The sequence below is a fragment of the Pseudomonas sp. GW821-FHT05H12 genome, assembly GCF_059419385.1.
In genome coordinates, this window is record NZ_JBWKRS010000003.1 from 99,441 (window position 1) to 117,073 (window position 17,633).

Below are 17,633 nucleotides of genomic sequence, written 5' to 3' on the forward strand. Positions count from 1 at the left end.
TACCGATTAGCCGCCCGGAGTGCTCCAATGCCTGATTACCGCTCGAAAACATCCACCCACGGCCGCAACATGGCCGGCGCGCGCGCACTGTGGCGTGCCACGGGGATGAAAGATGACGACTTCAAAAAGCCGATCATCGCGATTGCCAACTCGTTCACCCAGTTCGTACCGGGCCACGTCCACCTCAAGGACCTGGGCCAACTGGTCGCCCGCGAGATCGAACGCGCTGGCGGCGTCGCCAAGGAATTCAACACCATCGCCGTGGATGACGGCATCGCCATGGGCCATGACGGCATGCTGTATTCCCTGCCGAGCCGCGAGATCATCGCCGACTCCGTGGAATACATGGTCAACGCCCACTGCGCCGACGCCATCGTGTGCATCTCCAACTGCGACAAGATCACCCCCGGCATGCTGATGGCCGCACTGCGCCTGAACATCCCGGTGATCTTCGTCTCCGGCGGCCCGATGGAAGCCGGCAAGACCAAGCTCGCCTCCCACGGCCTGGACCTGGTCGACGCCATGGTCATCGCCGCCGATTCCAGCGCTTCTGACGAGAAGGTCGCGGAATACGAGCGCAGCGCCTGCCCGACCTGCGGTTCGTGCTCCGGCATGTTCACTGCCAACTCGATGAACTGCCTGACCGAGGCCCTGGGCCTGGCCTTGCCGGGCAACGGCTCCACCCTGGCCACCCACAGCGACCGCGAGCAGCTGTTCCTGCAGGCCGGCCGCACCATCGTCGAGCTGTGCAAGCGCTACTACGGCGAGAACGATGAGTCGGTGTTGCCGCGCAACATCGCCAACTTCAAGGCGTTCGAAAACGCCATGACCCTGGACATCGCCATGGGCGGTTCCACCAACACCATCCTGCACCTGCTGGCCGCGGCCCAGGAAGCCGAGATCGATTTCGACCTGCGCGACATCGACCGCCTGTCCCGCCACGTGCCGCAGCTGTGCAAAGTCGCGCCGAACATCCAGAAGTACCACATGGAAGACGTGCACCGCGCCGGCGGGATCTTCTCGATCCTCGGTTCGCTGGCCCGCGGCGGCCTGCTGCACACCGACCTGCCGACCGTGCACAGCAAGTCCCTCGCCGAAGGCATCGCCAAGTGGGACATCACCCAGACTGACGACGAAGCCGTGCACACCTTCTTCAAGGCAGGCCCGGCTGGCATCCCGACGCAAACCGCGTTCAGCCAGTCAACCCGTTGGGAGACCCTGGACGACGACCGTGAAAACGGCTGCATCCGCAGTGTCGAGCACGCCTACTCCAAAGAAGGTGGCCTGGCCGTGCTGTACGGCAACATCGCCCTCGACGGCTGCGTGGTGAAAACCGCCGGCGTGGATGAGTCCATCCATGTGTTCGAAGGCAACGCCAAGATCTTCGAAAGCCAGGACAGCGCCGTGCGCGGCATCCTCGCCGACGAAGTCAAAGAAGGCGACATCGTGATCATCCGCTACGAAGGCCCGAAAGGCGGCCCGGGTATGCAGGAGATGCTGTACCCGACGTCCTACCTGAAATCCAAGGGCCTGGGCAAAGCCTGTGCCTTGCTCACCGACGGCCGTTTCTCAGGCGGCACCTCGGGCCTGTCCATCGGCCACGCTTCGCCAGAAGCCGCAGCCGGTGGTGCGATTGGCCTGGTGCAGGATGGTGACAAGGTACTGATCGACATCCCGAACCGCTCGATCAACCTGTTGATCAGCGATGAAGCACTGGCCGCGCGCCGGGTCGAGCAGGACAAGAAAGGCTGGAAGCCGGTGGAGAAGCGCCCGCGCAAAGTCACCACCGCGTTGAAGGCTTACGCCCTGCTGGCCACCAGTGCCGACAAGGGTGCTGTGCGTAACAAGGCGATGCTCGACGGCCTGTAAGCCTCGCTCATAAAAAATGCCCCGCCAGGTGCGGGGCATTTTTTTGCCTGAAGAAAATCCCCGAGACGGGTGGAGATCAAATGTGGGAGCTGGCTTGCCTGCGATGGCGGCCAGTCAGGTTCATAGATGCAAGCTGACGCACCGCCATCGCAGGCAAGCCAGCTCCCACAGCGTTTAGAATTGCGGTTTGTAGGTCACGCTGAACATCATGTTGCGCGGGTCGCCGAAGTAGTTGTTGCCCACCAGCTGGCTGTAGGACGGGATGTAGTAGCGCTTGTCGAGCAGGTTGTTGAAGTTCACCGCGAGGGTCACTTCATCGCTGGCTTCATACGCGACGCGTGAATTGAAGATAGCGAAGCCGGCCTGGCCGAATTTGCGGTCGAAGCTGGTGGTCGCCGTCTGTGCGTTAACCCCGGCACCCAGGCTGACGCGGCTGAAATCCCCCGGCAGCGTGTAATCGCCCCAGATCCGCAGCATGTGCTTGGGCACGGCCGTACTGAAGACTTTGCCTTTGAGTTCGGTGTCTTTCAAAAATACCGTGGTGTTGTAGGTGTAGCTGCTGCTGACCTGCAAGCCCGGCGCCAATTGACCGGTGACTTCTGCCTCCAGCCCCTGGCTGCGCACCTTGCCCGAGGCGGTGGAGCAGTACCAGCCACTGCAGGCATTCGGACCGTCAATATCGGTACTGAAGTCGGTGACGGCGCGGTTTTCGTGGATATAGCGGAACAGGGCGAGAGACGTGTTAAGCCGCCCATCCATCAACTCACCCTTGATACCCACCTCGTAGTTGCGCCCTTCGATCGGCGGCAGGCCGTTTTTTTGCTGGGTCAACTGGGTTTGCGGGATAAACACTTCGGCGTAGCTGCCATACACCGACCACTGGTCATCCAAGGCATACACCAGGCCGGCGAACGGCGTGACCTTGCCATTGCTCTTGACCGAGTTTTTCTCACCACCTTCCTCATACTGGCGGGCGTAGTAGTTGTCTTGGTCGAACGCGAAGTCGTACCAACTGGTACGGGCGCCGAGGATCAACGTCAGGGGCTCGGTCAGGTTGACCCGCCACGTGCCATAAATGCCTTTCTGGGTGATGTCGTAGGTGCTCAGGGCCAGGTTGGCGCTGTCAGCAATGCTGTTGTAGGACGGCTGTGGGCGGTGATGGTCAATTGCACCGATATCCGCTCCCGGCGTGAAGGCGCGGGCATAACCATCATCGGTGTTGTACTTGGAGTAGTTGGCGCCCAACACCACACTTTGCTTGAATGACAGCGCCTCGAACTCACCGCTGACAAAGGCATCCAGACCCCGGTTCTTGCCGGAGAAGTCCGTGGAATAGTCGGCGTAGTTACCGCTTTTGGTGCTGCCCGGCGGTACCGCGCCGACGATGAATTGATAGGTCGCCTCATTGGACTCATTCATCGCAATCGCCGAAGCCTTGAACTTCCACTGGTCGTTGAAGCGATGCTCAAGGTCCAGGTACACCGCCGTCTGATCATTGAACGAACGGTTCCAGGTTGCCCCGGTGTAGGTCGAGCGCGACACATCCAGCGGGCTGCCATCGGTGTGGCGCGGCAATGCGATCAGGTAAGGGCGCCCGTGGCTTTTCTTGTTGCTGAAACCGACGCCCAGGGTCGTGTCATCGTCCAGATCGAAGTCCAGCGCGCCATAGACGGTCTGCTCCCAGTTCCACACGTAGTCGGTGAAGGAGTGGCCCTTCTCATAGTTGACCACGGCGCGACCACGGACCGTCCCCGCCTCGTTCAAGGGGCCACCGACATCGGCCTGGGAGGCATACCGGTCCCAACTGCCGGCCTTGGCACTCAGGGTGACGGTGGGTGTCGCTTGCGGGCGCTTGCGCACCAGATTCACCGCGCCGCCCGGGCTGTTGGCACCTTGCAGCAGGCCCGCAGCACCGCGCATGACTTCCATGCGGTCGTAGATCACCATGTTTTCGGTGATGTAGCTGCCCAACGCGTACACGTTACGCGGCACGGGTACGCCGTCGTATTGCAGCGATTCAATCTCGAAGCCACGCGCAAACATGAACATCCCCGGCCCCGGGGATTTGACCGACGCCATGCCCGGCACCGCTTCGATCGCCTGGGTCAGGGTGGTGATGTTCTGGTCATCCATGGCCTTGCGCGTCAGCACGCTGACCGATTGCGGGATGTCCTTGAGTTTTTGCGTGCTCTTGCCCAGGGTCACCGCGCCCGTGGTGTAGGAGCCGCTGCCTTCGGTGGTCGTGCCCAGATGCTCGGCGCTGACCATCGTGGCCCCCACTTCCAGCGCGGAACCCGTGGCCACGCGTTTTTCCAGAGTGACCGTATCGGCATTGATGAACGCCGCACTCAACCCCGTGCCGCCCAGCAGCAAGCCCAGCGCCTCACGCTGGCCCAGGTTGCCACGCGCCCCCGGCGACACCACACCTTGCGTCAATTCCCCGGAAACCAGCACCTGCACCCGCGTCACCGCCGAAAACGCCGCCAGCGCGCCGTCCAGGCTTTGCCCCGGAATATCAAAACGATAGGTCTGGGCCTGGGTGGTCTCGGCGGCCTGCAAGGCCAGCGGCGCAGTGCCGCAGGCCATGGAAATAGCCAATGCCAGCAAAGGCCGTGCGACGTATCGGTGTGCCATGGATGATGCTCCCCGGTGCAAAAAGTCAGTGGTCGGCGCTGCACTACTTGAGAGTGCTTACTATTTGCGCCTCAGTGATCAAGGACGATGCCTTGCGGAGAAACCCTGAAAGTTTTTGAAAAAAATGATGGCTAGGACGCTTTGCCTTCGCGCAGCACCAGCAAATACGGGGTGTAGTGCTCGGCGTGCAGGTTGAGGGTGTATTCCAGCGCCTTGATCACGGCCTCGGGCTTGTCGATCTCAAACACCCCGGACACCACGCGGTTACGCAGCGCATCGCCCAGCACCAGGGTCTTGCCCGGCCAATAACGGTTCAGCTCGCTGACCACTTCCGACAGCGGCTGCTGGCGGAACACCAGTTGCCGTTGGCGCCAGGCAAAGCCGCTGGCCGGGTCGAAGCCATGGACATCCGTAAGCCGCTGACCTTGATATTCCACAGCCCGGCCGGGCTCCAAGTAGACCGGATCCCCACTGCCCGCACTGACCTGCACCTTGCCCTGGGCCACTTGCACCCGCGTCTGCGACTCACGCCGGGCCACGCTGAACTGGGTACCCACCACCTTCACCCAGCCATCGCCCGACTGCACCACGAACGGCCGGGTCGGGTCTTTGGTCACGCTGAAAAATCCTTCACCGCGCAGCAAACGAATCTGACGCTCGCCGGCACTCATGCGCACTTGAATCGCGCTGTCGGTGTTGAGTTGCAACTGGGAGCCGTCCGCCAACTCGACGGTGCGCGATTCGCCAGTGCCGGTAGCGTAATCGGCCCGCAGGCGGTCGAGCCAAGGGGTGTTTTGAACGGTCAGCCCAACCGCCAGCAATACCGCGGCAGCATAGGCCCAGCGCCGCGCGGGCTTGCGCCAAGCGGCCTGTTCGGCACGGCGGATCACCCGCGCCGGCTCGCGCAAGCCGCCCAGCATCGCCTGCACTTCCTGCCAGGCATCGTCCTGGGCCTGGCCCTGTCCGAGCCAGGCGGCGAAAGCTTCCATTTCGGCCGAGGTCACGTCGTCGGCCTGCAGGCGGAAGTACCAACCGGTGGCTTCTTCGAACAGCCCATCGGCAGTGTGTGCAGCGGTCATGACCGACGTCCTTGTGTATCGCAGGCGAGCCGCGTCTTGATGTAGGCGCGGCATTCAATCAGGGCACGACGCAGTTGGTATTCCACGCTGCGCGGGGTGATCGACAGGCGTTCGCCAATCTCGCGGTAGGAAAGTTCGTCGACATGATAAAGCAGGAAGATCTGCCGAGTCGCTTCGGGCAACGCCAGGATCGCGTCCTGCATCAGTTGCTCCTGCTGGTAGGCGGCCAATTGCTCATCGGCGCCCGGGTTGCTGCACGGCAGTTCTTCACTGGGTTCGCCGGCGTCCAGGCGCTCACGGCGGATGGCCTGGCGCTGGTGATCGCGCACCAGGTTGCTGGCGATGGTGAAGAGGAAGGCAGGGAGGTTGTCGATCTTCTCGCCGCAGTCCATGCGTGCCAGGCGCAGGAACGATTCCTGGGTCAGGTCGGCGGCCACCTGGGCGCTGCCGGTGCGGCGGGTGACGAAGGCTTCGAGGGCTTTCTTCTGCTCCGCGAACAGGCGCGCGATCTGCGAATTCCAGGAGGGCACAGCACTACCTTGAGAAGAACGAGAGGTTCAGGAAGTGCGCACGCTAGCAGAGGATGAGATTGGTTCGCAATTGATATCTATTTTTGCCGTGAGGGTTGTGGTGTTCTTAGGGTCGCTATCGCAGGCAAGCCAGCTCCCACAGTTGACCGAGTTCTAAGATGAGAATGCGGTCCACATGTGGGAGCTGGCTTGCCTGCGATGCAGACGACTCGGTGTTACTGGATTTCGTCCGGCTTGACGATCACCCAGTTCTTGTCCGCAGTCACCGGCAGCCCTTCTTTGGCCTGAGCCGCGGCGTGCTTGGCCATCATGCCGTTGAGTTGGGTCATGTATTTGTCTTTGCGGTTGACCCACAGGTGAATGCCGCCCTTGGCCACGTCCACATCGTGGAACAGCATGTAACCGTCACTGCTGGGCGTGTCGCCGCCGACGATCACTGGTTTTTTCCATTCGTCGATGTAGGTGAGGATCGCCGCGTGCTTGCCCGCCATCCAGGTGGCCGGGGTCCACAGGTACGGCGTGAGTTCGAGGCCGAGGTTGGCCTTCTCGTCATACTTGCCGGCCGCAATCTGCTTGCGCGCGGTGGTCAGCTCGCCGGTCTTGCGGTCCTTGAGCAGGGTGCTCACGCCGATAACGTTCTCGGGCTTGACGTTGTAGCCGTACTTGGGATCGGCCGCGACCATGCGCACCAGCTCTTCCGAAGCAGCGGTCATCACGTACACCTCGATGCCGTTTTCCATCAGCTTGTTGTACAGCTCAGCCTGGCCGGTGAAGACTTTCGGCGGCTGCACTTCGGAGTTCTTCACCACGTCGCCTTCGTAATAGGTGACGGGTACCGGCTTGCCGGAAGCCATCAGCTCATCCACGTAGCCTTTGAGTTCCTTGAGGGTGAAGCCGGAGAAGATTTGCGCAACCCACGGGTAGCAGACCATGTCGTCCACTTCGCACAGGCGGTAGTAGTAACTGAACAGGCTTTCCTTGTGGTCGGCGGTGTCCTTGAACGGGATCAGTTTCAGGGACGGGTCCATGGTGTCGCGGGTGATCAGGCCCTTGTTTTCCAGGTAAGGCAGCAAAGACTCTTCGAGGTCGTAGCGGTAGCTGGTGTTGTCCATGTCGAACACTGCGAAGTTACCTTTGTTGGCATTCGCAGCGATCATTTCGTTCAGTTGCTTGGCCGCCGGCGCTGGCCAATGCTTCAACTCGGTGGCGGCAAAGGCCTGGCTGGCGAGGCCAAGGCAGAAGGCGGCAGAGACCAGTAGTTTCGGCGCAAGCTTCATAAGCGTTTTCTCCCTGAGTGAAAGACATCGACGCTAACAAATCCGTATGACAGTTATCGTCCGAGCACGACCGCTTGCATCGTGATTGCGCCAACGGCATGTGCCTGAGCGTCAAACGCTTATTCCAAAAACGACAGTCACCATTCCATATCGGTATTAAATCAATATATTTCAAGCTGTTAGGCTTTCCGGTTCGCAATCGCAGGCTCACGCGATTGGCTGCCTTCTCAACGGAGCTTCAATGAATCTGCCCCTGATTCTCAACTTACTGGTGTTCGTGGCCCTGTTGCTGGGCCTGGCACAAACCCGTCGCACAAACTGGAGCCTCGCCAAGAAGGTGTTGTTTGCCCTCGCCCTCGGCGTGGTGTTCGGCACGGTCCTGCACACGATCTACGGTGACGGCAACCCGGTGCTCAAGGCCTCCATCGGCTGGTTCGACCTGGTCGGCAACGGCTACGTGCAACTGCTGCAAATGATCGTGATTCCACTGGTGTTCGCCTCGATCCTCAGCGCCGTGGCGCGCCTGCACAACGCCTCGTCCCTGGGCAAGATCAGCTTCCTGACCATTGGCACGCTGCTGTTCACCACCGCGATTGCGGCGCTGATCGGCATCGGCCTGACCAACCTGTTCGGCCTCACCGCCGAAGGCCTGGTGGCCGGCACCCAGGAAATGGCGCGCCTGCAAGTGATCCAGAGTGATTACGCGGGCAAGGTCGCCGACCTGAATATTCCGCAACTGCTGCTGTCCTTCGTGCCCGCCAACCCGTTCGCCGACCTGGCCCGGGCCAAGCCCACGTCGATCATCAGCGTGGTGATCTTTGCCGCGTTCCTGGGAGTTGCCGCGCTGCAACTGCTCAAGGATGACGTGGAAAAAGGCCAGAAAGTGCTCAACGCCATCGACACCCTGCAAGCCTGGGTGATGCGCCTGGTGCGCCTGGTGATGAAGCTCACGCCCTACGGCGTACTGGCGCTGATGACCAAGGTAGTCGCCGGCTCCAACCTGCAAGACATCATCAAGCTCGGCAGTTTCGTGGTGGTGTCGTACCTGGCCCTGGGCCTGATGTTCGTGGTGCACGGCCTGCTGCTGTCCCTGGCCGGGATCAACCCGCTGCGCTTCTTCCGCAAGGTGTGGCCGGTGCTGACCTTTGCCTTTACCAGCCGCTCCAGCGCGGCGGCGATCCCGCTGAGCATCGAAGCGCAAACCCGCCGCCTGGGTATCCCGCAGTCTATCGCCGGGTTTGCTGCCTCGTTCGGCGCGACCATCGGCCAGAACGGTTGCGCCGGTCTCTACCCTGCGATGTTGGCGGTGATGGTCGCGCCAACCGTGGGCATAAACCCGCTGGATCCGCTGTGGATCGCGACCCTGGTGGCGATTGTGACCTTGAGTTCGGCAGGCGTTGCCGGCGTGGGCGGCGGTGCGACTTTTGCTGCGCTGATCGTGCTGCCGGCCATGGGCTTGCCGGTGTCACTGGTGGCGCTGCTGATTTCCGTGGAGCCGCTGATCGACATGGGCCGCACGGCGTTGAACGTGAACGGTTCGATGACGGCCGGCGCGATTACCAGCCAGGTGATGGGGCAGACAGACAAAGCGCTGTTGAATGCCGATGAGCATGCCGAGTTAGCGCAAGGCTGATAGACCGCTATCGCGGGCAAGCCCGCTCCCACATTTGACCGAGTTTTCCTGAAGAAACCGGATCAAACTGTGGGAGCTGGCTTGCCTGCGATGCTTTTAGGCTTTTTCCCAGACTTCGAAGTTGTACGCTGGCTTGTCGCCTTCCGGCGCATTCTCCCGATTCGACACCAACGTCCACTGGCCCCGATCAAACTCCGGAAACCACGCATCCCCTTCCGGGCTCAACGCCACCCGCGTCAGATACAGGCGATCCGCCTGCTCCAGCCCTTGCGCATACAACTGCGCACCGCCGATCAGCATCAGCTCATCCGCGCCCTGCTCCAGTGCCCACGCCTCGGCACGTTCCACGGCGGCGTCCAGCGACGGAAAAACTTCCGCACCTTCCAGCGCCAGATCGGTCTGACGGCTGACCACAAGGTTCAAGCGCCCCGGCAACGGTCGGCCCAGGGAGTCCCAGGTCTTGCGCCCCATGATGATCGGCTTGCCGAGCGTGGTGGCCTTGAAATATTTGAAATCCCCCGGCAAATGCCAGGGCATGCTGTTGTCGACGCCGATCACACGGTTTTCACCGAGGGCTGCGATCAGGCTTAAAGGGAGAGTTTTTTTCATGGCGACGAGAATACCAGAGGTACGAGCCAGCGGTTATGCTCAGTCCTCACTGGCTCAACAGGATGACGCGTGACTGCACTGAACCCGCTGCACACACTCTGGCTGACAGAAACCGTGCGCCTGCGCGAAGAACACGCAGGCCCACTGGAAGACCTGGAAGCCAACCGCCTGGCCCGCACGGCCGGTGGCGACCTGCCGACGCGTATCCAGCACCGCGCGCTGCACCTGGCCGAGCGCGACGGCCTGACCGCCGCCCTCACCCGCTGGCTGCAAGGGGCGCGCCTGGCGCTGGTGTTGCTGGCTATCGTCGCCGTCATCAGCGGCGCCGGCTTGGCCTTTGCCGCCTTGGGCAACGGCCTGACCCCGGTGAACGTGTTCTGGGCCCTGGGCAGCCTGCTCGGCTTGAACCTGATCCTGCTGATCAGCTGGGCCCTGGGCTTGCTGTTTGCCGGCGAACACAGCGCCAGCCTGGGGCGCTTGTGGTTGTGGCTCAGCGAAAAACTCGCCCGGGATGCCAAGGCGGCGCAATTGGCACCGGCGCTGTTGCTGTTGCTGCAACGGCAGAAGCTCAATCGCTGGGCCGTGGGCGTGCTGGTCAACAGCGTGTGGCTGCTGGCGCTGCTCAGTGCCCTGGTGATTCTTCTTACGCTGCTCGCCACCCGTCGCTACGGCTTCGTGTGGGAAACCACCATCCTGGGCGCCGACACCTTTGTCGCCGTCACCCAAGCCCTGGGCACCCTGCCTGCCCTGCTGGGCTTCAACGTGCCCACTGTCGAGATGATCCGCGCCAGCGGTGATGCCGCCCTGAATATCGAAAGCGCCCGCCAGGCCTGGGCCGCGTGGCTGGTGGGCGTACTGCTGGTGTACGGCCTGCTGCCAAGGTTGATCCTCGCCCTGTTGTGCCTGTGGCGCTGGAAACGCGGGCGCGCCGCCCTGCGCCTGGACCTCAACCTGCCCGGCTACAGCCAACTGCGCGAACGCTTGATGCCCAGCAGCGAACGCCTTGGCGTCAACGATGCCGCGCCCGAGCAACTGCACCACGTCAGCGGCGGTGTCAGTGAAGTGGAAAGCGATGGTGCCTTGCTGGTGGCCATCGAACTGGACGACCAACATCCCTGGCCACCCAAGCTGCCAAGCAACGTAAAGAACGCCGGCATCCTCGACAGCCGCGAATCACGCCACACACTGCTGGAACAACTCACCCGCTTTCCGCCTGCCCGCCTGGCCATTGCCTGTGACCCACGCCGCTCACCCGACCGTGGCAGCCTGGCGCTGATCGCCGAACTCGCCCGTAGCGCCACCGCCACCCGCGTCTGGCTGCTGCAAGCGCCGCCCGGCCAGGCACTGGACGCCGAACGCCTGGGCGACTGGCACGCCGCGTTGCAGCAACTTGAGTTGCCGTTCGCCGACTGCGCGCCGCTGAACTGGCTGGAGACCGGTCATGACTAAACCGCTGAAACTCGCCGTGGTTGGCCACACCAACGTCGGTAAGACCTCACTGCTGCGCACGCTGACCCGCGACGTGGGCTTCGGCGAAGTGTCCCATCGCCCCAGCACCACGCGGCATGTCGAAGGCGCGCGCCTGTCGGTGGAGGGCGAGGCGCTGCTGGAACTCTACGACACCCCCGGCCTTGAAGACGCCATCGCCCTGCTCGATTACCTGGAGCGCCTGGACCGCCCCGGCGAACGCTTGGATGGCCCGGCCCGCCTGGCGCGCTTCCTGGAAGGCAGCGAAGCGCGCCAGCGTTTCGAACAGGAAGCCAAGGTGCTGCGCCAACTGCTGGCGTCGGACGCCGGGCTGTATGTGATTGACGCCCGCGAACCGGTGCTCGCCAAGTACCGCGATGAGCTGCAAGTGCTGGCCAGTTGTGGCAAGCCGTTGCTGCCGGTGCTCAACTTCGTCAGCAGCAGCGACCACCGCGAGCCGGACTGGCGCGAAGCCCTGGCCCGCCTCGGCCTGCACGCACTGGTGCGCTTCGACAGCGTGGCGCCGCCAGAAGACGGCGAACGGCGCCTGTATGAAAGCCTCGCCCTGCTGTTGGAAAACGCCCGGCCGCAATTGGAACGCCTGATCCTGGATCAGGAGGCCCAGCGCCAGGCCCGCCAACAAAGCGCGGCACGCTTGATCGCCGAGTTGCTGATCGACTGCACCGCGTGCCGACGCAGCGTAGTCACTGAAGATGAACAGCAAGCCATCGGCGACCTGCGCAAAGCGGTGCGTCAGCGCGAGCAAAAATGCGTGGAGGCCCTGCTCAAACTCTTCGGCTTCCGCCCGCAGGACGCCGCCGCCAGCGACTTGCCACTGCTCGACGGCCGCTGGGGCGATGACCTGTTCAACCCCGAAACCCTCAAGCAACTCGGCGTGCGCGTCGGTGGCGGGATCGCCGCAGGTGCGGCAGCCGGTGCGGGTGTGGATCTGTTGGTCGGCGGTTTGACCCTGGGCGCCGCCGCCCTGGCCGGGGCAATTGCCGGTGGCGCGCTGCAAACCGCACGCAGCTATGGCAGCCGTTTGCTGGGCAAGATCAAGGGCCAGCGCGAACTGACCGTGGACGACAGCGTGCTGCGCCTGCTCGCCCTGCGCCAACGCCAATTGCTCAAGGCCTTGAACCTGCGCGGGCATGCGGCGATGCACAGCATCAAGGTGGACACGCCCCAGGACAAAACCTGGCGCGAAGGCAAGTTGCCAGACGCCCTGCACAAGGCCCGCGCCCACCCGCAATGGTCGTCCCTCAACCCCCACGCCAAACTCAGCCAGGCCGAGCGTCAGGAACAGATCGAAGCACTGGCTACCCGGCTCGACGAGGCATAAACCGCTTACATCTCATACCAGTTCAAGGCCAGGAAGGTCGTGCATAGCGAGCGGATCAGTTCCTTGTCCGCCTTGTCAGCCGCGCCATTGCGGTCAACATCACTGTTGGTGAACGACTCCAGTACGCCGTCGCTGTCGCCGTCATAGGCCGCCACCTTGTAGATCAGCGCAGCGCCAGCCCCAGAGGCAGCAGGTTCGTGAAAGTCCAGCTTGACTGCGTTCGGCCGACCGGTTTTGCCGAAATGGTCGACGTACATGATCAATGTACGCTGCCACTGTCTAGCCGAATTGAACCAATTGAGCTTCAAGAAGCTGTCGGCGAAACTCACCAACTGAGGTTTGTCCACAACCAGACAGTCAGGCAGCGGCTCTCCCGCCAGCTGCAGATCGACCTTGCCATCCACCGTCATATCCAGACCGACGGTTTCGTAGATCAACGCGTCTGGGGCACCAGGGTGCTGCTGATAAAAGTGCAGAATCACCGCATCGGCGCGACCATTCCCGCACAAGTCCTGGGCAGTGGCTTTCAAATAACGCATCGCATTGCTCCTTTAACTAAAGAAGCAAGCACCTTAGTAACGTGCCGATCATGGCTCTAGGCGGCGCGTCTGCGTTTTGCGTAAGGCCACTCTACGCAGCGAGTAGCCGTATGGCCTTGGCCTTGAGCAACTGCAAATCCAGCACCGGCACGTGCATTTCCTTGGCCTGCTCATCCCAATAGCGCATGCGCAAACTCACCGCACACAGCGGGTCTTGCTCGAACGCCTGGGCTTCCTCGGCGCTCATCACCCCACCCTGATACGCCAGCGTGCGGCGGCTGGCTTCGCTGAGGCGAGCGTAGTAGTCCGGTTGGCTGAAGGTCAGGTAACGCTTGGCCTGTACGTGGTATTCCACCAGCTTGGCCATGCGCTCGCTGAACCCTGCACGGCGCAGGTAATCGGCCCCCAAGCGCTCGTGGCTGACCACACCATAACCGCCCATGTTCTCGCCACCCTGACCGCAGAGGTGCCCGATGTCGTGGAAAAACGCCGCCAGCACCACTTCATCGTCAAAGCCCTCGGCCATCGCCAGCTGCGCGGCCTGGGACATGTGCTCGATTTGCGACACCGGCTCGCCGATGTAATCCGCCGTGCCATGCGTTTCGTACAAGCCGAAGACGTCGGCAATTGCCTGTTCCGGGTTCATCACGCCGCGCCCCACAAGGTTGTGATATTTCGCTCGGCCATCGCCGGCCCCACGCTCATGCCCACCCCGGTGTGCATCAACGCCGCACTCACGCCCGGCGCCGCACGCAGGAACGAAAACGGCGCCGGCCCACGCGAGCCATACACGCCCTGCCACCGCTCGACCACCTGGATCTTGCACCCCAGGGTTTGCTCGGCCAGCTCGATCATCCAGTCATCCACCTGCTCGGCGTTGAACGGCGAGGCATCGCTGCCGTAATCGTGGGAGTCACCGATGATCAGTTCGCCATGGGGCGTCGGGCTGATCAGCAGGTGAATCCCGTGCTCGTGCAAATGCGGTTCGTCACGCAGGATCTGCGCCTGCACCGGTGCCGCTTCCGGCAGGTCGGCAAAGGCGCCGTAGTGCACGCAACTCAAGCCCGTGAGCAACGCGTGTTGCAGGTTCAGATTCACGCTTGGCCGGGCACGCAGCATTTGCAAGCGGCAGATACTCGGGTTGAGTTCGGCCATCGCCTCGGCCAGCAAGGTTTGGTAGTCATGGCCGGAACACACGATGATCTGCTCACCGCGAAAGCTGCCTGCGGTGCTGTGCAACTGGCCCGGCTCGACGTCACGCACCAGGGTGGAGAAGTAGAACTCCACGTTCAGTTCCTGCGCCAGGTAGTTGATCAGCGCCGGGATCGCTTCGCGCGAATACAGCTGCTGGTCGTCCTTGCCGTGCAGTGCGGCGCGGTGATGGCGGAACTGGCCGCCGTACAGGTCCTTCATGGCCGCGCCTTGCAGCAGCTCGACGTTGTAGCCGTGTTCCCGCGCGCGGCCGGCGCAGAAGGCTTCCAGCAGGTGTTCTTCGGCTTCGGAGCGGGCGAACAGGTACGCGCCGTTGCGCTTGAGTTGCAGGCCGGCGACTTGAGCCCAATGGCCCCAGATGTCGCGGCTTTCCCGCGACAGATCGAGCATCGGGCCAGGTGGTTGGCCGGTGACCAGGGCCTGTCCGAAGTTGCGCACCGAGGCGCCGAGCGGCGTGGCACTGCGTTCGAAGACCTTGACCTTGAGGCCGCGCTTGGCGGCGGCGTAGGCGTGGGACAGGCCGAGGATGCCGGCGCCCACGATCAACAGATCAGTGTGGTGTGTCATGGAGAGATGTCCTGAATTCGAAGCCGCCTTCGCAGGCAAGCCAGCTCCCACATTTGAATGTGTTCACAAATCAAAATGTAGGAGCTGGCTTGCCTGCGAAGAGGCCATCAGCCCTAACGAAAAATCTTACTGACCGGCCACCTTCTCCGACTTGCCGTCATAGCGCTTGCGCCACTCAGTCAGGATGCTGTCGCGGTTCTTCGACGCCCAGGCAAAGTCGTTCTTGATCAGGCGCTGCTCGTAATCAGCCGGCAATTCGGTCTGCGGCTTGGCAATGCCTGGCTGCGCGAGCACGGCGAAGTTGTCTTTGTACAGGTCCATGGCCGCGCTGCTGGCAGAGAAGTCAGCGAGCTTTTTAGCGGCGTCCGCATGGGCGGTGCCCTTCATCACCGCCGTGGCTTCGATGTCCCAACCCAGGCCTTCCTTCGGCAGGATGATGTCCAGCGGCGCGCCCTGGCGTTTGAGCTGCACGGCCGGGTATTCGAAGGAAATACCAATCGGGAACTCACCCGAAGCCGCCAGCTTGCACGGCTTGGAACCGGAGTGAACGTATTGGCCGATGTTCTGGTGCAGGTCGTCCATGTACTGCCAGCCCTGCTTCTCGCCGAAGGTCTGCAACCAGGCGCTGACGTCCAGGAAACCGGTGCCGGAAGACGCCGGGTTCGGCATCACGATCTTGCCCTTGTACTCAGGCTTGGTCAGGTCTTGCCAGCTCACCGGCTTGGTCAGGCCTTGTTTCTCGGCTTCGACGGTGTTGAAGCAGATGGTTGCCGCCCAGACGTCCATGCCCACCCAGGCCGGTGGGTTGGCCGGGGCGCGGTAGTTCTTGCCGATCTTGTCCAGGTCCTTTGGCGCGTAGTTGTCCAGCATGCCCTGCTGGTCGAGGATCGCCAGGCTCGACGCAGCCAGGCCCCACACCACGTCGGCTTGCGGGCGGTCTTTCTCGGCCAGCAGCTTGGCAGTGATGATGCCGGTGGAGTCGCGTACCCACTTGATCTCGACGTCAGGGTTGGCCTTTTCGAACGCCTGCTTGTAGGTCTTCAACTGCTCGGCTTCGAGGGCCGTGTACACGGTGAGCTCGGTCTTGGCGAAGGCATTCAGGCTGAATGCAGTGAGTACGGCAGCGACCAGCGCCAGGGGCTTGAACATGGAACACCTCCTATCGGGATTATTGGCCGGGCGCGGTCTGGCGCCAGGCTTGGGAGCGACGCAGTGCGCCACGTGAAGCCCACGCCAGCAGCAGCGAGACGCCGGCCGACGTGAACAGGATCAGGGTCGACATGGCCGCCGCACCGCCCACGTTGCCGGCATCGTCCATGTTCAACACGGCGACGGCGGCGAGGATGGTGTCGGGGCTGTAGAGGAAGATCGCGGCCGACACAGTGGTCATGGCCGATACAAACAGGTAGCGCACGATGTCCAGCAACGCCGGCAGGCAGATCGGCACGGTCACACGCAGGTAATGGCGGTACAGCGGCGCCTTGAGGGACAGCGCGGCGGCTTCGAACTCGGCGTCCAGTTGGCGCAGGGCCGTGGTGGCGGTCATCTGCGCAGTGGTCAAATAGTGCGCAATGGTGCACACCACCAGCAGGGTCATGGTCCCGTAGAACACATGCAGCGGGTTGCCGTTGAGGTTGAAAAAGAACACGTAGCCCAGGCCCAGCACCAGGCCCGGCACGGCCATCGGCACGAAGCTGAGCATGCGCAGCGCCAGGTTGAGGCCTTTCTGGCCCTTGGTCTTTTCCATCAGGTAAGCGCCGGTGAAGATCAGCACGCTGCCGATCAACGCCGTGCACAGCGCCAGGGTCAGGCTGTTGCGATAGGCCAGCCAGCCGCCGCCCGCGGTGTCTTCAAACTGGTAGTGGTTGAGCGACAACGACAGGTTGTACGGCCAGAACTTCACCAGCGAGGAATACACCGCCATGCCGAACACCAGCAGCAACACGGCGCAGATCAGCAGCACGATGGCCAGGTAGCAACCGTCGCGCAGCCGCGAGGGCGCCGGCTGGAACACCTGGGCACGGCCGCTCATCGAGTCGCCATGACGGCGGCGCAGCCAGGCGTCCACACTAAAGCTGAACAGCGCCGGCAACAGCAACACCATGCCGATCAGTGCACCACGCCCGAACTGTTGCTGACCGACCACCGCCTTGTAGGCTTCCAGCGCCAGCACCTGATAATCCCCGCCGACGACAACGGGCACGCCAAAATCGGTGATGGTCAGGGTGAACACCAGGCAGAACGCAGCGAACACCGCCTGGCGCGTGGCCGGCCAAGTGATGCTGCGAAACGCCCGCGCCGGGCTGGCGCCCATGCTGGAGGCGGCGTCGAACAGGCGCGCGTCCGCCAGGGACAGCGCCGACAGCAGAATCATCAGTGCGTGGGGGAAGGTGTAGATCACCTCACCCAGCACAATGCCCCAGAAACCGTAGATATTGTCCGATAGCAAGCCGCGCAACATGCCCTGGTTACCGAACAGGTAGACCAGCGCAATGCCCGGCAACATCGACGGCGCCATCAGTGGCAGCAGCGACATGCCACGCCAGATCGCCTTGCCGGGAATCAGCGTGCGTTGCAGGGCGTAGGCAAACAGGTAGGCCAACGGTACGACAATGGCCGCCACGCTGAGGGAGACCTTCAGGCTATTGCCCAGCAGCCAGTGGAAGTTGTCGCTGGTCACCAGTTCCCGCGCCGCGACCAGGCCACCGCCCTGCCCGGCTTCGCTGCTGAAGCCGCGCCAGAAGATCGCCAGCAAGGGCAGCAAGACTGCGACGCCCAGCAACACCAGCCACAGCAGTTTGCCGCCGACGACGAAAATACGGTCACCGGTTTCGGCACGGGACACCTGCCGTGGCTGCGTCATGACAGTGGCCAT

14 protein-coding genes are annotated in these 17,633 nt (G+C 62.7%); 4 read left to right on the forward strand and 10 right to left on the reverse strand.

From position 1 onward, the window contains the following. Positions 1-27 precede the first annotated feature (27 nt). Positions 28-1,869: a dihydroxy-acid dehydratase gene (gene ilvD / locus AC07SU_RS03760; protein WP_176996789.1), complete on the forward strand. Its 1,842-nt coding sequence runs from the start codon at positions 28-30 to the stop codon at positions 1,867-1,869. A 174-nt stretch (positions 1,870-2,043) separates the two neighbouring features. On the opposite strand, the gene AC07SU_RS03765 is transcribed toward ilvD, so the two are convergent. The 4 genes from AC07SU_RS03765 to AC07SU_RS03780 all read right to left on the reverse strand — a co-directional run bounded on the left by AC07SU_RS03765 (position 2,044) and on the right by AC07SU_RS03780 (position 7,389). Beyond that, positions 2,044-4,503 (reverse strand): TonB-dependent siderophore receptor, encoded by a 2,460-nt coding sequence (locus AC07SU_RS03765; protein WP_494996244.1) that lies wholly within the window; start codon positions 4,501-4,503, stop codon positions 2,044-2,046. 131 nt (positions 4,504-4,634) lie between these two features. Then, positions 4,635-5,582 (reverse strand): FecR family protein, encoded by a 948-nt coding sequence (locus tag AC07SU_RS03770; protein WP_494996245.1) that lies wholly within the window; start codon positions 5,580-5,582, stop codon positions 4,635-4,637. Beyond that, on the reverse strand, positions 5,579-6,112 hold the full coding sequence (locus tag AC07SU_RS03775) for an RNA polymerase sigma factor (protein WP_176996792.1): 534 nt from the start codon (positions 6,110-6,112) through the stop codon (positions 5,579-5,581). The genes AC07SU_RS03770 and AC07SU_RS03775 overlap by 4 nt, the downstream gene beginning before the upstream one ends. Before the next feature lie 215 nt (positions 6,113-6,327). Then, on the reverse strand, positions 6,328-7,389 hold the full coding sequence (locus AC07SU_RS03780) for an HAD family hydrolase (protein ID WP_256349846.1): 1,062 nt from the start codon (positions 7,387-7,389) through the stop codon (positions 6,328-6,330). Positions 7,390-7,630: 241 nt separating this feature from the next. Between AC07SU_RS03780 and AC07SU_RS03785 the strand changes: the two genes are divergently transcribed. Then, positions 7,631-9,022 (forward strand): L-cystine transporter, encoded by a 1,392-nt coding sequence (locus tag AC07SU_RS03785; protein WP_176996793.1) that lies wholly within the window; start codon positions 7,631-7,633, stop codon positions 9,020-9,022. A 96-nt stretch (positions 9,023-9,118) separates the two neighbouring features. Here the strand turns inward: AC07SU_RS03785 and AC07SU_RS03790 are convergent, their stop codons facing one another. Continuing rightward, on the reverse strand, positions 9,119-9,631 hold the full coding sequence (locus tag AC07SU_RS03790; RefSeq protein WP_176996794.1) for a dihydrofolate reductase: 513 nt from the start codon (positions 9,629-9,631) through the stop codon (positions 9,119-9,121). Between the two features lie 69 nt (positions 9,632-9,700). Between AC07SU_RS03790 and AC07SU_RS03795 the strand changes: the two genes are divergently transcribed. Continuing rightward, positions 9,701-11,080: a DUF2868 domain-containing protein gene (locus AC07SU_RS03795; RefSeq protein WP_494996246.1), complete on the forward strand. Its 1,380-nt coding sequence runs from the start codon at positions 9,701-9,703 to the stop codon at positions 11,078-11,080. Beyond that, positions 11,073-12,440 carry a DUF3482 domain-containing protein gene (locus AC07SU_RS03800; protein WP_494996247.1) on the forward strand — a complete coding sequence of 456 codons (1,368 nt, stop codon included), beginning with the start codon at positions 11,073-11,075 and terminating at the stop codon, positions 12,438-12,440. The genes AC07SU_RS03795 and AC07SU_RS03800 overlap by 8 nt, the downstream gene beginning before the upstream one ends. Positions 12,441-12,445: 5 nt before the next feature. Here AC07SU_RS03800 and AC07SU_RS03805 read toward each other — a convergent pair whose 3' ends face one another. The 5 genes from AC07SU_RS03805 to AC07SU_RS03825 form a co-directional block, all read right to left on the reverse strand. Then, a complete protein-coding gene (locus AC07SU_RS03805) occupies positions 12,446-12,979 on the reverse strand; it encodes a hypothetical protein (RefSeq protein WP_494996248.1) in 534 nt (177 codons plus the stop codon). Between the two features lie 91 nt (positions 12,980-13,070). After that, the gene (locus tag AC07SU_RS03810) at positions 13,071-13,625 is read right to left on the reverse strand and encodes a phosphonate degradation HD-domain oxygenase (protein WP_176996798.1); all 555 of its coding nucleotides are present in this window, start codon (positions 13,623-13,625) and stop codon (positions 13,071-13,073) included. Beyond that, on the reverse strand, positions 13,625-14,758 hold the full coding sequence (locus AC07SU_RS03815) for a TIGR03364 family FAD-dependent oxidoreductase (protein ID WP_494996249.1): 1,134 nt from the start codon (positions 14,756-14,758) through the stop codon (positions 13,625-13,627). The genes AC07SU_RS03810 and AC07SU_RS03815 overlap by 1 nt, the downstream gene beginning before the upstream one ends. 126 nt (positions 14,759-14,884) lie before the next feature. Continuing rightward, positions 14,885-15,907 carry a putative 2-aminoethylphosphonate ABC transporter substrate-binding protein gene (locus tag AC07SU_RS03820; RefSeq protein WP_494996250.1) on the reverse strand — a complete coding sequence of 341 codons (1,023 nt, stop codon included), beginning with the start codon at positions 15,905-15,907 and terminating at the stop codon, positions 14,885-14,887. Positions 15,908-15,926: 19 nt separating this feature from the next. After that, positions 15,927-17,633, reverse strand: coding sequence for a putative 2-aminoethylphosphonate ABC transporter permease subunit (locus AC07SU_RS03825; RefSeq protein WP_494996251.1), 1,707 nt, complete (start codon positions 17,631-17,633; stop codon positions 15,927-15,929).

Coding starts and splice junctions, on each gene's coding strand:
- AC07SU_RS03770 (WP_494996245.1), bottom strand. CDS start 5,582: ATGACCGCTGCACACACTGCCGATGGGCTGTTCGAAGAAGCCACCGGT.
- ilvD (WP_176996789.1), top strand. CDS start 28: ATGCCTGATTACCGCTCGAAAACATCCACCCACGGCCGCAACATGGCC.
- AC07SU_RS03825 (WP_494996251.1), bottom strand. CDS start 17,633: ATGGCCACTGTCATGACGCAGCCACGGCAGGTGTCCCGTGCCGAAACC.
- AC07SU_RS03785 (WP_176996793.1), top strand. CDS start 7,631: ATGAATCTGCCCCTGATTCTCAACTTACTGGTGTTCGTGGCCCTGTTG.
- AC07SU_RS03765 (WP_494996244.1), bottom strand. CDS start 4,503: ATGGCACACCGATACGTCGCACGGCCTTTGCTGGCATTGGCTATTTCC.
- AC07SU_RS03780 (WP_256349846.1), bottom strand. CDS start 7,389: ATGAAGCTTGCGCCGAAACTACTGGTCTCTGCCGCCTTCTGCCTTGGC.
- AC07SU_RS03815 (WP_494996249.1), bottom strand. CDS start 14,758: ATGACACACCACACTGATCTGTTGATCGTGGGCGCCGGCATCCTCGGC.
- AC07SU_RS03790 (WP_176996794.1), bottom strand. CDS start 9,631: ATGAAAAAAACTCTCCCTTTAAGCCTGATCGCAGCCCTCGGTGAAAAC.
- AC07SU_RS03800 (WP_494996247.1), top strand. CDS start 11,073: ATGACTAAACCGCTGAAACTCGCCGTGGTTGGCCACACCAACGTCGGT.
- AC07SU_RS03805 (WP_494996248.1), bottom strand. CDS start 12,979: ATGCGTTATTTGAAAGCCACTGCCCAGGACTTGTGCGGGAATGGTCGC.
- AC07SU_RS03810 (WP_176996798.1), bottom strand. CDS start 13,625: ATGAACCCGGAACAGGCAATTGCCGACGTCTTCGGCTTGTACGAAACG.
- AC07SU_RS03820 (WP_494996250.1), bottom strand. CDS start 15,907: ATGTTCAAGCCCCTGGCGCTGGTCGCTGCCGTACTCACTGCATTCAGC.